Annotated in this window: 13 protein-coding genes; 4 read left to right on the forward strand and 9 right to left on the reverse strand. The window is 61.6% G+C overall.

All coding sequences use genetic code 11. The features are described 5' to 3' along the window. Nucleotides 1–10: 10 nt before the first annotated feature. Nucleotides 11–943 carry an MBL fold metallo-hydrolase gene (locus SM765_RS07800; protein ID WP_274827805.1) on the reverse strand — a complete coding sequence of 311 codons (933 nt, stop codon included), beginning with the start codon at nt 941–943 and terminating at the stop codon, nt 11–13. Between the two features lie 250 nt (nt 944–1,193). On the opposite strand from SM765_RS07800, the gene gltX reads away from it, so the two are divergent. Continuing rightward, a complete protein-coding gene (gene gltX, locus SM765_RS07805) occupies nt 1,194–2,519 on the forward strand; it encodes a glutamate--tRNA ligase (protein WP_274837681.1) in 1,326 nt (441 codons plus the stop codon). A 100-nt stretch (nt 2,520–2,619) separates the two neighbouring features. Here gltX and SM765_RS07810 read toward each other — a convergent pair whose 3' ends face one another. After that, entirely contained in the window at nt 2,620–3,795 is a 1,176-nt protein-coding gene (locus SM765_RS07810) for a DUF2254 domain-containing protein (RefSeq protein ID WP_274837682.1), read from the reverse strand. Further along, nucleotides 3,792–4,370, reverse strand: a complete 579-nt coding sequence (locus SM765_RS07815; protein WP_274837683.1) for a gamma-glutamylcyclotransferase family protein — start codon at nt 4,368–4,370, stop codon at nt 3,792–3,794. The genes SM765_RS07810 and SM765_RS07815 overlap by 4 nt, the downstream gene beginning before the upstream one ends. Before the next feature lie 89 nt (nt 4,371–4,459). Here SM765_RS07815 and SM765_RS07820 point away from each other — a divergent pair, with 89 nt between their 5' ends. Continuing rightward, nucleotides 4,460–4,906, forward strand: coding sequence for an RrF2 family transcriptional regulator (locus SM765_RS07820; protein WP_065272774.1), 447 nt, complete (start codon nt 4,460–4,462; stop codon nt 4,904–4,906). A gap of 33 nt (nt 4,907–4,939) precedes the next feature. Here SM765_RS07820 and SM765_RS07825 read toward each other — a convergent pair whose 3' ends face one another. Together SM765_RS07825 and SM765_RS07830 are read right to left on the reverse strand one after the other, a co-directional pair. Further along, nucleotides 4,940–7,465 (reverse strand): ABC transporter permease, encoded by a 2,526-nt coding sequence (locus tag SM765_RS07825; protein WP_274837684.1) that lies wholly within the window; start codon nt 7,463–7,465, stop codon nt 4,940–4,942. Continuing rightward, nucleotides 7,462–8,169, reverse strand: a complete 708-nt coding sequence (locus SM765_RS07830) for an ABC transporter ATP-binding protein (RefSeq protein ID WP_274836364.1) — start codon at nt 8,167–8,169, stop codon at nt 7,462–7,464. The genes SM765_RS07825 and SM765_RS07830 overlap by 4 nt, the downstream gene beginning before the upstream one ends. 49 nt (nt 8,170–8,218) lie before the next feature. Here SM765_RS07830 and SM765_RS07835 point away from each other — a divergent pair, with 49 nt between their 5' ends. Beyond that, entirely contained in the window at nt 8,219–8,860 is a 642-nt protein-coding gene (locus SM765_RS07835; RefSeq protein ID WP_274827810.1) for an arylesterase, read from the forward strand. Nucleotides 8,861–8,957: 97 nt separating this feature from the next. Here SM765_RS07835 and SM765_RS07840 read toward each other — a convergent pair whose 3' ends face one another. Together SM765_RS07840 and SM765_RS07845 are read right to left on the reverse strand one after the other, a co-directional pair. After that, entirely contained in the window at nt 8,958–9,164 is a 207-nt protein-coding gene (locus SM765_RS07840) for a cold-shock protein (protein WP_065272777.1), read from the reverse strand. 230 nt (nt 9,165–9,394) lie between these two features. Next, complete coding sequence (locus SM765_RS07845; RefSeq protein ID WP_065272778.1) at nt 9,395–9,946, reverse strand: L,D-transpeptidase; 552 nt, start codon at nt 9,944–9,946, stop codon at nt 9,395–9,397. 236 nt (nt 9,947–10,182) lie between these two features. On the opposite strand from SM765_RS07845, the gene trxC reads away from it, so the two are divergent. Then, nucleotides 10,183–10,614: a thioredoxin TrxC gene (gene trxC, locus SM765_RS07850; protein WP_274836363.1), complete on the forward strand. Its 432-nt coding sequence runs from the start codon at nt 10,183–10,185 to the stop codon at nt 10,612–10,614. Nucleotides 10,615–10,655: 41 nt separating this feature from the next. Here trxC and SM765_RS07855 read toward each other — a convergent pair whose 3' ends face one another. Both SM765_RS07855 and ettA read right to left on the reverse strand, forming a co-directional pair. Next, a complete protein-coding gene (locus SM765_RS07855; RefSeq protein WP_274831237.1) occupies nt 10,656–10,865 on the reverse strand; it encodes a hypothetical protein in 210 nt (69 codons plus the stop codon). Nucleotides 10,866–11,143: 278 nt separating this feature from the next. Then, a complete protein-coding gene (gene ettA, locus SM765_RS07860) occupies nt 11,144–12,799 on the reverse strand; it encodes an energy-dependent translational throttle protein EttA (RefSeq protein WP_274837685.1) in 1,656 nt (551 codons plus the stop codon). Nucleotides 12,800–12,806: the final 7 nt, after the last annotated feature.

Here is a 12,806-nt window from a genome sequence, read left to right on the forward strand (position 1 = left end):
GGCGCAATTCTCAGCCCATCATCTGATAGCTGACCGGGACAAAACGGAAGCCCTCGCCACGGGTTTCGACATAGCCGGCTGCCGGGAAGGGCATGTGATAGCCGATCATTGGCGTGCGCGTGGCGGACAGCATATCCAGAATACGGCGGCGCGATGCCGTGGCAGCAGCCTTGTCCATGTCAAACCGGACCTCCCATTCCGGGTGGGCGAAGGACCAGACATAATGGTTGGCCAGATCCGCTGTCAGCAGCAACTGTTGATCGCCGCTGTCCAGCATATAGGTCATGTGACCGGGGGTATGGCCAAAAGCGGCCATCGCCGTGATACCAGAGGCCACTTCGCCGCCGTCCTCGACAAAGGTCATCTTTTCGGCCATCGGGGTCACCTTCTTGGAAACCAGATCGGCAACGCGGTTTTCGGCGTCCATCTTGGCCCAGAAATCATACTCGGTGCGCCCCGTCACATAGCGCGCATTGGCAAAGGTCGCGGCGCCGCTGGTGGTCATGCCGCCGATGTGGTCGGGGTGCATATGGGTGATGACGACCACATCGATCTGATCCGGGGTGACGCCTGCCTCTGCCAGGGCTTTCTGGATGCCGCCCTGACCAAGCCCGGTATCGAAAAGGATCTTTTCTTTGCCGGTATCGACAAGCGTGGGGGTGAAAAAGAACTGCGCCATTTCGGCAGGAATAAAGTTCTGGGCCGAGACTTCGGCGAATTCCTCGTCCGTTGCACCGCCGCCGAAAATTGCCTTGGCGCCGTCGCGGGGCAGGCTGCCGTCCAGCAGGGTCGTCACGGTGAAATCGCCCAGCTTGAAACTGCGAGCGTGGGTGGCCGGTGCCATGGCCGCGTGGCCCTCTGCCAAGGCGGGTGTGACGGTCGCGGCCAGGGGGAGGGCGGTTGCGCCGGTCAGCACGCTGCGGCGGGACATCTTTACGGTCATATTCTGGTCTCCTCTGTGTTTGTTGGCACTTGTTATGCGGTCTTTGGGATCGAGATAGGGCTTTTTGGCGGGGGACAAGGTACGCGCAGCGCGCGGTCACGGGATCGTGTCGCTTTACGATGGGTTCAGCGGGTAAATCTCCTCTGGGCCCAAGCAAAGACACCAATCCGAAAGGAGGGGGCGCTATGGGTGCCGAAACTGGACAAAACCCGTTCCATGTGAGATGGGGCACAGCAACAGGAGACCATTCATGACCACCACCCGTTTTGCTCCGTCGCCCACCGGCTATATCCATGTGGGTAACCTGCGCACCGCGCTGATGAATTACCTGATCGCCCGCAAGGCTGGCGGCACGTTCATCCTGCGCATCGACGACACCGACCCCGAGCGGTCTAAGGAAGAATATGTCGATGCGATCAAGCAGGATCTGGAGTGGCTGGGTCTTGGCTGGGACCGGATCGAACGCCAGTCTGAACGGCTGGACCGCTACCATGAAGCGGCTGACAAGCTGCGCGAGATGGGCCGGTTCTACGAGGCCTTCGAGACGCCGACCGAATTGGATCTGAAGCGCAAGAAGCAGCTGAACATGGGCAAGCCGCCGGTCTATGACCGCGCTGCGCTGGAGCTGTCCGAAGATGAAAAAGCCGCCCTGCGCGCCGAGCGCGGCGATGGTGTGTGGCGATTCAAGCTGGACCATCAGCGCATCGAATGGAAAGATGGTATTCTTGGCGATATTTCGATCGACGCGGCCTCGGTTTCAGATCCGGTTCTGATCCGTGGTGACGGGCAGTTTCTGTATACGCTGGCCTCGGTCGTGGATGACACGGAATTTGGCGTCACCCACGTGGTGCGTGGATCGGATCACGTGACCAATACCGCGACCCAGATCCAGATCATCGAGGCACTGGGCGGCAAGGTGCCGGAATTTGCCCATCACTCGCTGCTGACCGGCCCGCAGGGGGAGGCGCTGTCCAAACGTCTTGGCACGCTGGCGCTGCGCGATCTGCGCGAACAGGGCGTGCAGCCGATGGCGCTGCTGAGCCTGATGGCGCGGCTGGGCTCCTCTGACCCGGTCGAGTTGCGCAGCGAGATGGCCGAGCTGATCGAGGGCTTCGACATCAACCGTTTTGGCGCCGCGCCGACGAAATTCGACGTTGAGGATTTGTTCCCGCTCACCGGGCGCTATCTGCAGAGCCTGCCGCTGGAAGCCGTCCAGGAGCAGGTCGAGGCGCTGGGTGTTCCGGCGGAAAAACAGGCCGCCTTCTGGGATATGGCCAAGGAAAACATCACCACGCTGAAAGACCTTGAAGGCTGGTGGACGCTGTGCCGCGACGGGGCTGAGCCGCTGATCGCGGATGAAGACAAGGACTTCATTGCCGAGGCGATGGCGCTGCTTCCTGATGGCCCCTACGACTCAACCACCTGGGGCAGCTGGACTGCTGCGGTGAAAGAGGCGACTGGCCGCAAGGGCAAATCCCTCTTCATGCCGCTGCGCCACGCAGTCACGGGCATGGAACGCGGCCCCGACATGAGTGCCCTTCTGGCGCTGATGGAGAAGGTCCGCGCCAAGGGCTGAGCGGTCGGGGTGCGATCTGCGCCTGATTGACCAGAAAAAGACGGTCCGGTTTCCGGGCCGTCTTTTTCTTTGAAGGCCAGTCGTACCAGCAGATCTAGGGCTATGCTTTCAGCTCTTTGCCCATGTCGGTTGCGGAATTCGCCAGTTCCCTGTTCGGATGCGAGGAGAGGGCAGTCAGCGCTTGCTGCATCCATTTCATCACGAAAGGGTCCTCCTTGCCGCAATGGGCAATCGGGGCAAAGCTGCTGTCCAGCAAAAGCTTGGGCGATACTGGCACCATACTGACATGTTCAAACATGCAGTCATCCTCGGTCGGATCTTCGGGGAGGGTTTCCCACAGCAGGCGTTCCAGCCGTCCCATCACCTCAATCGCGGTGCCAGGGTCGTTGACCCCGGGCGACAGGGCCTTTTGTGCCGTCTCGGCCAGCAGCGTCAGGCCAAAAACCGGATCCTGATCGAAACTGCGTACATCGCCGATTTCAATGGCTTTTGCGGCTTCCTTGCAGAGGCTCTCATCGCCGCTTTCTGCCCAGGCGACAGGGCGGCCGCGCAGGACAAAATCACCCGGGGCGCGGTGCAGGGTGATATGCGCATCGGCCTCGGCGGCGATTTCGTTCAGGCGGGCCATATCGGCAAAACGCACGAAACCACTGCGCCTGGCCGGAATGGGCAGGGCGCCCTCTGGCTGTTCATCGCTGTCAGCGGGTTTGCCCCCCAGGCAGGGGCGTTTTGCCTGCTGTTTCAGGCTGGTACGGCTACGGGTTTCAATGAGACGCAGGGTGTGGTCCATGCTGCCAAGTCCCGACAAGTGGTCGATCCACCGCAGGATGGCGATGACGATCAGTGCCACGACAAAGATGGTCATGGCAAAGACGACAATGGCGGATTCAGGCGCGTAGACCTTGGCCCGGAACAGGATGATCGCGCACAGCGAATAGACGAACCCGCCGACAAAAGTGGCAAGAACGCTTTGCGTGACCGTGTCTTCGAGCAGCAGTCGGTAGACCCGCGGCGTAGACATCGAAGAGGCGGTCCGGTAGGCGCTGACCATGACGTTGAGCGAAAAGGTCGTTACCGCCAGCATGCCAGAGGCAAGAATGGTCAGGATCGGCAGGACTGCGTCACGCCCGAACCGGTTGCTCAGCCCCTCAGGCAGCATGGGGGTCAGAAGCGGCGCCAATGCCAGAGCGAGCACGGAGCAGAGTGAGATCAGAACCACCCTCAACCACAGCTGGCGCGTCAGGCGCTGGAAATAGAGCAGTGTTTTCGAGATCATGACGCAGGGCGCAGTCTGCGGGCGCCGGTTGATGCGATCAGATCGTCAAACAGGCTGCGTTCTTGCGCGGTGGTGGGTTGGTGGCGCGGATAACGGGGCGCGTCGCGGTCATCCAGAATAGGCGCGTCCCAGCCATCGGTGGTCGCGACAAAGTCGATCACGCCTTCGCGGCCAAAGACCTGCATGTATCCCTGAAGCACCACGTCAAGATAGCTCAGCAGGATCGGATGGCGGTTCGACCCCGGTGCTTGGCGCTCAGCCGGAACCGCGTAGACCGAAATTTCCGGCGCGCCGGGCAGGTCGTGGCCCACCGCTTGCGAAGCGAGAACCCGGTCATAGGCGTACTCGCGTTCATCAAGCGCCGCCCAATCCGCGCCGGGAACAGCAGCGATCAGCCCGTCGATGGTATCGCCCGGCGCCGGTTTGGCGGTTAGAAAGGCCACGTCGCGCAGATCAGTATGTACCCAGGTGCGGCGCCAGCCACTCAGTCGGGCAGGGCGCGGATCGCTGTAATCGTGGGTCGCCGTGTTCACGAGGCTGCCATATCCGAAGAAATACGGAGCGGTCTGGGTCATCTCGGGTCCTCCTTGCCATTTGATCTATGTCAAATCGGGCGCTGAAAAAATATATACTGTAATCTGCATGTTTTGAGGGGTGCAGAACGATGCGAATTACAAAGAGGACGAATATTGCCGTCCGGTTGCTGATGTACTGTGCGGCCAATGCTGACCGGTTGGTGACCAAATCAGAGATCGCAGAGTCCTGCAATATATCAGAAAATCATTTGGCGCAGGTGATCAATCAGCTGAGCCAGCTTGGCTACCTGCACACCCAGCGGGGCCGCAATGGCGGTATGAGCCTGGGGCGAACCGCCACAGAGATCCGGATCGGTGACGTGTTTCGTCATATCGAAGGCGATCTGCCGATGGTGGAATGTTTTGCTGACGCCGATAACACCTGTCCCTTGGTCGATGCCTGTCGGCTGCGGCTGGCGCTTTCGGATGCGGCGCAGGCTTTTTACGAATCCCTCGACAACGTCTCATTGGATTCTCTGATCTGCGACAATCCGGATCTGATGCGCTTGCTGCAACCAGCTACCTGCACCCGGTGATCGCAGTTGCCGCCCCGTTATCGGGGCAGCTGATCAATCTCGGGCGCGCAGAATGCGGGCCGGGCGTGCCGCCAGCGGACGCAAGGCGAAGGCAAGACCGGCCAGCAGTGTCGTCAGGATCCCGCCGCCGACCACGGCCAGCGCATTCGGCCAGATGATGCTGTAGCTGGTTTCAAACACATAGGAATTCACTGCCCAGGCTCCGGCGATACCTGCCGCCAGCGCCACCATGCCCGCGCCTGCGCCCAGAATGATGGAGCGCAGTGCAAAGCTTTTCAGGATCTGCGCGCGTGGTGCCCCGAGTGTTTTCAGCAAAGCAGCCTCGTAGCGGCGGGCGGGTTCTCCGGCGGCTGCGGTGCCAAGCAGCACCAGGAACCCGGTCAGCAGAGTTGCCGCCGCCCCGTATGAAGTCGCCGCTGCCAGTTGGCGCAGGATGTCGGACACCCGGTCCACCGCATCGCGCACCCGGATCGCGGTGATATTCGGCATTTCCTGGGCCAGATCCCGCAGGATCTGCGCCTCGGCCTGCTCCTCGGCATAGACGGTGGCGATATAGCTGTGCGGCGCAGCGGCCAGCGCGGATTCGTTCATGGCAATCACGAAACCCATCCCTGCGGTGGAAAAATCGACCGAACGGAAACTGGTGACCGTGGCGGTGATGTCGCGGCCCAGTACATTCACCGTCATGGTGTCGCCGATGGCAATGCCCAGCTCTCCGGCCTCTTCTTCGGCCAGGCTGATCTGTGGCGGGCCGTTGTAGTCTTCGCCCCACCATTCCCCCGCAGTGACTTGGGTGTTTTCGGGCTTGGCGCCTGCGTAGGTGAGGCCACGGTCGCCGCGCACCACCCAGTGATCTCCAGCGACTTCGCTGGCGGGCTGACCGTTGATGCCAGTCACGACCCCGCGCAGCATTGGCGCGCTTTCGATACGGCTGACGGCGGGGTCACCTTCGACCCGATCCAGAAAGGCGGGCATCTGATCGCGCTGGATGTCGACGAAGAAATAGGAGGGCGCGACATCTGGCAGGGTGCCGGTGATGGCGCGGCGCATATTGCCGTCGATCTGTCCGATGGCGGCCAGAACAGTCAGGCCAAGACCCAGTGCCAGAACCGCCGGAACCGCGCCGTCGCGGGAGGTGCCGATGGCCGCCAGTGCCCACCGCAGCGCCGGGCGTCCACGGGCAATGCGCGCGGCGCGCCGGGCCAGACCGCCAAGGATCAGCGCAGCCACCATCAGGACGGCCAGCGTTCCCCCAAGCCCGCCAGCGGTCCAGAGCGTCAGCCGCACCGATCCGCTGAACAGGGCCGCCGCCGCCACCAGCAGCGCCAGTGCCAGCGCGGTTGCCATCACATACCGGGGCGCGGGCAGGCTGCTGCCACCGGCAAAGGCATCGCGGAACAGCGCCGCTGCGCGGATCCGCTCAGCCCGGGCCAGCGGCCAGAGCGCAAAGATGAAGGCGGTCAGCAGACCATAAAGCGCCGCCTCGGCCAGCGCGCCGGGGTAGACTGAGAAGATCGCGGGAAATGGCAATTGCGCGGCGATCAGCGGCCCCACCAGAACCGGCCCAAGCCCGCCGATCGCCATGCCCATGGCAATGCCCAAGAGCGCCAGCACCCCGATTTGCAGGAAATAGGTGAGAAAGATCACCTGCCGCCCGGCGCCAAGGGTGCGCAGGGTGGCAATGGTTTCGGTCTTGCCCGCCAGAAAGGCACGCACGGCGGCCGAAACGCCGACGCCGCCCACCGCGAGGCCGGAGAGGCCGACCAGCACCAGGAACCCGCCCAGGCGCTCTACAAAGGAGGTGATGCCCGGGGCACCATTGCGGGCATCGCGCCAGCGCATGCCGGAATTGGCAAACCGCTCCTCGGCGGCAGCTTGCAGCTGTTCAAGGTTTGCACCGGGGGGCAGATCAAGCCGGTATTTTGAGGAATATAGCGTTCCCGGCTCCAGCAAACCCGACTGCGCCAGCGCGGTTGTGGCAACAATGGTGCGCGGGCCAAGGGTGAAGCCGGATGCCGCCGCATCCGGTTCGTTTTCGATAATGGCCGCGAGGCGCAGATCCTGGGTGCCAAGACGGAAGACATCCCCGGGCGCAAGGCCCAGACGGTCCGCCAGAACCCGCTCCATCAGACCGCCGGGCAACCCATTCGATCCCGCCAGCGCGTCTTCCAGCGGAATGTCGGGCGACAGGCGCAGGGTCCCGGTCAGCGGGTAAAGCCCATCGACCGCCTTCACCTGTGTCAGCGCGCGTTCATCGCCCACTACTGCCATTGAGCGGAAGTCGGCAATTTCCGAGCTGCGCTCGGCGATGGAGGCCATCCAGGCGCGCTCTTCGTCGTTGGCAAAGCGGTAGGTAAAGGACATCTCCGCATCGCCGCCCAGCATGGTGGCACCCTCGCGGGTTAGCCCGGCCTCGATCGAGGCACGGATTGATCCGATGGCGGCGATCACCCCGACGCCCAGCGCAAGGCAGGCCAGGAAAATGCGAAATCCCTTCAGCCCGCTGCGCAACTCACGCAGGGCAAAACGCCAGGCGAGGCGAAGATCTGGAAACTTCATTCCGCTGCCTCGTGCGTGGCCCGATCATCCAGCAGATGCCCATCGCGCAGCCGCACGACCCGGTCGCAGCGGGCGGCGAGTTCGGGCGCATGGGTGACCATGATCAGCGTGGCGCCATAACGGTCGCGCAGGCCAAATAGCAGATCCATCACGGCGGCGCCGTTGGCCTCGTCCAGATTGCCGGTGGGTTCATCCGCCAGCAGGATCGCCGGGCGCGGCGCCAGGGCGCGGGCCAGCGCCACCCGCTGTTGTTCGCCGCCGGACAGCTGCGCCGGGTAGTGACCTGAACGGTGGCCAAGACCGACAGCGTCGAGCTCCGCCTGCGCGCGTTCAAAGGCATCCGTAACCCCTGCCAGCTCAAGCGGGGTCGCCACGTTTTCCAGTGCGGTCATTGCCGGGATCAGGTGAAAGTTCTGAAAGACGACCCCCATATGATCGCGGCGGAAATGGGCCAGCGCGTCTTCGTTCATCGCGGTCAGATCCTGCCCCAGTGCCGTAATGGTACCACCGGTGGATTGTTCAAGCCCGCCCATCAGCATCAAGAGCGAGGATTTCCCCGATCCCGAGGCGCCGATCATGCCCAGTGTCTCGCCCTTGTGCACATCCAGGGTGATGTCCTGCAAAATACGGACGGGACCGGTATTGCCATTCAGGGTCAAAGACGCATCTTTGAGGTGAAGAACGGGGCGGTTTTGATCTGTCATAAAGGCGGCCTGTTGAATGTGTTCTTTCGGATATGGAGCGATTGTGACAATGCGCAAGGTATGGGTGATAATCGGATTTCTGATCAGTGTCTCTGCGGCCTGGGCAGAACCGGTGCGGATCACGGCGTTTGGCGACAGTCTGGTGCAGGGATATGGCCTGCCACAGGGGGATGGATTCGTGCCCCAGCTGGAACACTGGCTGCAGGCGCACGGCGCCGAGGTCGAGATCACCAACGCGGGCGTTTCGGGGGACACGAGCGCGGGCGGGGCGGCGCGGATCGACTGGACGCTGGCGGATGACCCCGACGCTCTGATCGTCCTTCTGGGCGGCAACGATCTGCTGCGCGGCCTGTCGGCCGAGGAAATGCGCGCCAATTTGAGCAAGATCCTGAGCGCCGCAGAACAGGCCGACACCGAGGTCCTGCTGGTCGGCATGCGGGCGCCCAATAACTATGGACCCGATTATCGGGCCGCGTTCAACGCTGTGTACCCGGATCTAGCCAAGGAGTTCGGTGCCCTGCTGCACCCGGATGCCTTCGCCGGGATTTTTGAACGTGTCGGAGGGGATCCCGCCAAGGCGCAAGAATTCATGCAGGACGACGATATCCACCCAAATGCCGAAGGCGTTCGGGAAAATATCGAGGCGCTAGGTCCGGTCGCGCTGCAACTCGTGGCACGGGTTTCGGGCTGAGCCGCCCCTTAACACTGCGGCAAGAACAACCGAGACAGCAGCCCCCAAGCGGGGAGCTGCAGCATCGTAGCGCTGGTCCGGAGGAATTACCCGGAAGTCAGAGCAGTTGCAGATCCACGGCCGACTCGCGGCCATCACGGCCCGGTTGCAGCTCGTAGGATACTTTTTGGTTGTCTGCGAGGCCGGTCAGGCCCGAGCGTTCAACCGCTGAAATGTGAACAAATACGTCTTTGCCGCCCGCATCGGGGGCAATAAATCCATAGCCTTTGGTTGTGTTGAACCATTTGACGGTGCCTGTGGCCATCGTCTGTACTCCTAAAGTCTAGTCTCAGTCTAACCGCCGGTGCGGTCAGGCGGCCGCATCAGCAGATGGTCACGACCGTGCCTGTAAGGCGTACAGTAATGTCATTCGCGTAACGTCGCAGTAACAGCATTGGCCATCCTGCCCCCATCACGCAAGAAAAACGCGCGCCTTATCTTGGTGGGGATTTTTGCTGTGTGGCTAAAATGCGCCTGTTGCGATGCCCGCAGCGCCTAAAGAACGGTCACGACGGTGCCCAGCGGAACCCGTTCATAAAGGTCCACCACATGTTCGTTCAGCATGCGGATGCAACCGTTGGACACCGAATGCCCGATGGTGTCCGGCTGGTTGGTGCCATGGATGCGGAAATAGGTGTCGATGCCGTTCTGAAACAGGTAAAGAGCCCGCGCGCCCAATGGGTTATCGGGGCCGCCCGGCTGAATGTACTTGTTGCCTGCAAACCGGCTGTAGGTGCGCGGGCTGCGCTCGATCATTTCCTGAGTCGGCCGCCAGGTGGGCCATTCCTTCTTGGCCTCGATCACCGCGCTGCCGGTGAATTCCAGGCCCGCCCGGCCAACCCCGACCCCATAACGGATCGCCTTGCGGGGCTCTGTCACGAAATAGAGGTAATAGGACCGGGGCAGGACCAGAATTTGCCCGGGGGCGAATTCTTTCTTGATTCTCACGACCTGAGGAGTCGGATCGAAAGCACCCTCAGCAGCGGCAAAACCAGGAAGGGTCGCGGCGAGGGCGGAACTGGCGAGAAACAGGCGGCGTGAAATCATATCGGCCTCATTTACTATGGAACGTTACAGATCAATATTTTGATCTGGCGCTGAATTTGCGTCAATGGGGGCGGGAAGCATGCAGTCAGAGGTGTGATCACAATGACCTGAGGCGGTGATTGACTGTGCATGTGCGCCTCTTGCTGGAGCCAGTTTCATTCCTATATGGAATTTTGAATATTTTAGCAGAGGCGCAGCGCCCTCTGCGCCAGACCCCTTTTGAGGAGGATCCTGTCATGGGAGCCAAAACCCTGACCTGCCTGTCCTGCGCCCAGCTGAATCGGGTGCCCGAGGAGAAAGTGACCGCAGGCGCCAAGTGCGGCACCTGTGGCGCGGCTCTGATCCCGGATGCGCCGCTGGATATCGATCCGGCCATTCTGCAAAAGGCAGCCAAGAATGATGACCTGCCGCTGGTGGTGGATTTCTGGGCGCCCTGGTGCGGCCCCTGCCGGATGATGGCGCCGGAGTTCTCCAAGGCGTCGAAGAAGCTGGCGGGCAAGGCGCGGCTGGTCAAGCTGAACACCCAAGACCACCAGTCCACCGGCGCGCGCTATCGGATTCGCGGTATTCCGACCATGGTCGCCTTTGAGCGCGGCCGCGAGAGCAAGCGCCAGTCAGGCGCGCTGAGCGAAGGTCAGATTGTCGGATGGGTGCAAAGCCCGGCGTAACGGTCGCCTAAACGGGCTGCGTTCGAGGCTGGACCCAGCGTTCAGGCCTCGGCCGTCGCCTCGTCAGTCAGGTGCGGTGCATCAGAAAGATTGCGCAACAGCACCGCAATCGTCAGCACCAGCGCTGTTGCAATGCCGACGCCGGAGTAGACCAGAAGACTGGTCCAGACGGAATGGCCCAGTACAACAAGGCTGAACAGCGCCGAGAAGAAACCGGTCAGCGTTCCCATCATGATGCCTGCAAGTGCCATGTCTTCTCCTGTTTCCGGATAGATCGACGAAAGGACGATACCTCAGCCCGTGTCTTTCACTACAGACAATAGTTCTTAAGATTTTGTTTAAATCTGGATGGGTCTGCGGCGAAGCTGTGGAAAATCCACGGCAGGGAGTGGGGCGGTTGGGCATCTGGCCCTGCGTTTTGCAGGCTTTTTATAGTTCTGACCGCGCCAGACTTTCCCCGCGGCAAGGCGCTTTCGCACCTCCCTAGGGTCAGACCCGGGCCTGCCATATGGACAGGCCCGGCTGAGGTTTAACGCACGAATTTCTTGTGCTTCAGGCGCTTGGGTTCCAGCGCGTCGGCGCCAAGGCGGCGTTTCTTGTCTTCTTCGTAGTCTTCGAAGTTACCCTCGAACCACTCCACATGGGCATCGCCTTCAAAGGCCAGGATGTGCGTACAGATCCGGTCAAGGAAGAAACGGTCGTGCGAGATGACAACCGCGCAGCCCGCGAAATCCACCAGTGCGTCTTCGAGGGCACGCAGGGTTTCCACGTCCAAATCGTTGGTCGGTTCGTCAAGCAGCAGCACGTTGCCGCCTTCTTTCAGCAGCCGGGCCATGTGCACGCGGTTGCGCTCACCACCCGACAGGAGGCTCAGTTTCTTCTGCTGATCGCCGCCCTTGAAGTTGAAGGAGGAGCAATAGGCGCGGGAGTTTACCTGCGCGTCGCCCAGTTCGATGATCTCGGCGCCGCCGGAAATCGCTTCCCAGACGGTTTCATTGTCGTTGAGATCGTCGCGCGACTGATCGACGTAGGACAGCTTCACCGTATCGCCGAATTCGACGGTGCCATCGTCGGGCTGCTCCTGCCCGGTCAGCATGCGGAACAGGGTCGATTTACCGGCGCCGTTGGGGCCGATCACACCGACAATGCCACCCGGCGGCAGCGAGAAATCCAGCCCTTCGATCAGCTGCTTGTCGCCATAGTGTTTGGACAGACCGTGGACCTCGATCACCTTGGAACCAAGGCGCGGACCATTGGGAATCACGATCTGGGCGCGGCCGACCTTTTCGCGTTCGGACTGGTTCGCCATCTCGTTATAGGCTGCGATACGAGCCTTGGATTTGGCCTGGCGTGCCTTTTGTCCCTGACGCATCCATTCCAGTTCGCGCTCCAGCGTTTTCTGCTTGGACTTGTCTTCGCGGGCTTCCTGCTCCAGCCGTTTGGCCTTCTGCTCCAGCCAGCTGGAATAGTTGCCTTCCCAAGGCACACCGGCGCCGCGGTCCAGCTCCAGAATCCAGCTGGTGATGTCATCGAGGAAATAACGGTCGTGGGTGACGCAGAGGATTGTGCCTTTGTAATCAATAAGGTGCTGCTGCAGCCAGGCGATGGTTTCGGCGTCCAGGTGGTTGGTCGGTTCGTCAAGCAGCAGCATGTCGGGCGCTTCGAGCAGCAGTTTGCACAGGGCAACCCGGCGTTTTTCACCGCCCGAGAGGGTTTTCACATCTGCGTCATCCGGCGGGCAGCGCAGCGCCTCCATCGACACGTCGATCTGGCTGTCCAGATCCCAGAGGTTCTGGGCGTCGATCTCGTCCTGCAGCTTGGCCATTTCCTCGGCGGTCTCATCCGAGTAGTTCATGGCGAGTTCGTTGTAACGGTCCAGAATGGCTTTCTTTTCCGCAACGCCCAGCATGACGTTTTCACGCACCGACAGGCTTTCGTCCAGCTGCGGTTCCTGCGGCAGGTAGCCCACTTTGGCGCCTTCTGCGGCCCAGGCCTCACCGGTGAAATCCTTGTCGATCCCGGCCATGATGCGCAGCAGAGTCGATTTACCGGCGCCGTTGACGCCGACGACACCGATCTTCACGCCGGGCAGAAAGGACAGGTGGATGTTTTCAAAGCATTTCTTGCCACCGGGGTAGGTCTTGGAGACCCCCTGCATGTGGTAGACGTATTGATAGGCGGCCATGTGACTG

Origin of the sequence: Pseudophaeobacter sp. 1A09344, from assembly GCF_041008745.1 — a bacterium.
Taxonomy (GTDB): Bacteria; Pseudomonadota; Alphaproteobacteria; order Rhodobacterales; family Rhodobacteraceae; genus Phycobacter; species Phycobacter gallaeciensis_A.

What these genes read in the sequence shown, in the direction of transcription:
- SM765_RS07800 (WP_274827805.1), bottom strand. Translation starts at nt 943, where the DNA reads ATGACCGTAAAGATGTCCCGCCGCAGCGTGCTGACCGGCGCAACCGCC.
- gltX (WP_274837681.1), top strand. Translation starts at nt 1,194, where the DNA reads ATGACCACCACCCGTTTTGCTCCGTCGCCCACCGGCTATATCCATGTG.
- SM765_RS07810 (WP_274837682.1), bottom strand. Translation starts at nt 3,795, where the DNA reads ATGATCTCGAAAACACTGCTCTATTTCCAGCGCCTGACGCGCCAGCTG.
- SM765_RS07815 (WP_274837683.1), bottom strand. Translation starts at nt 4,370, where the DNA reads ATGACCCAGACCGCTCCGTATTTCTTCGGATATGGCAGCCTCGTGAAC.
- SM765_RS07820 (WP_065272774.1), top strand. Translation starts at nt 4,460, where the DNA reads ATGCGAATTACAAAGAGGACGAATATTGCCGTCCGGTTGCTGATGTAC.
- SM765_RS07825 (WP_274837684.1), bottom strand. Translation starts at nt 7,465, where the DNA reads ATGAAGTTTCCAGATCTTCGCCTCGCCTGGCGTTTTGCCCTGCGTGAG.
- SM765_RS07830 (WP_274836364.1), bottom strand. Translation starts at nt 8,169, where the DNA reads ATGACAGATCAAAACCGCCCCGTTCTTCACCTCAAAGATGCGTCTTTG.
- SM765_RS07835 (WP_274827810.1), top strand. Translation starts at nt 8,219, where the DNA reads ATGCGCAAGGTATGGGTGATAATCGGATTTCTGATCAGTGTCTCTGCG.
- SM765_RS07840 (WP_065272777.1), bottom strand. Translation starts at nt 9,164, where the DNA reads ATGGCCACAGGCACCGTCAAATGGTTCAACACAACCAAAGGCTATGGA.
- SM765_RS07845 (WP_065272778.1), bottom strand. Translation starts at nt 9,946, where the DNA reads ATGATTTCACGCCGCCTGTTTCTCGCCAGTTCCGCCCTCGCCGCGACC.
- trxC (WP_274836363.1), top strand. Translation starts at nt 10,183, where the DNA reads ATGGGAGCCAAAACCCTGACCTGCCTGTCCTGCGCCCAGCTGAATCGG.
- SM765_RS07855 (WP_274831237.1), bottom strand. Translation starts at nt 10,865, where the DNA reads ATGGCACTTGCAGGCATCATGATGGGAACGCTGACCGGTTTCTTCTCG.
- ettA (WP_274837685.1), bottom strand. Translation starts at nt 12,799, where the DNA reads ATGGCCGCCTATCAATACGTCTACCACATGCAGGGGGTCTCCAAGACC.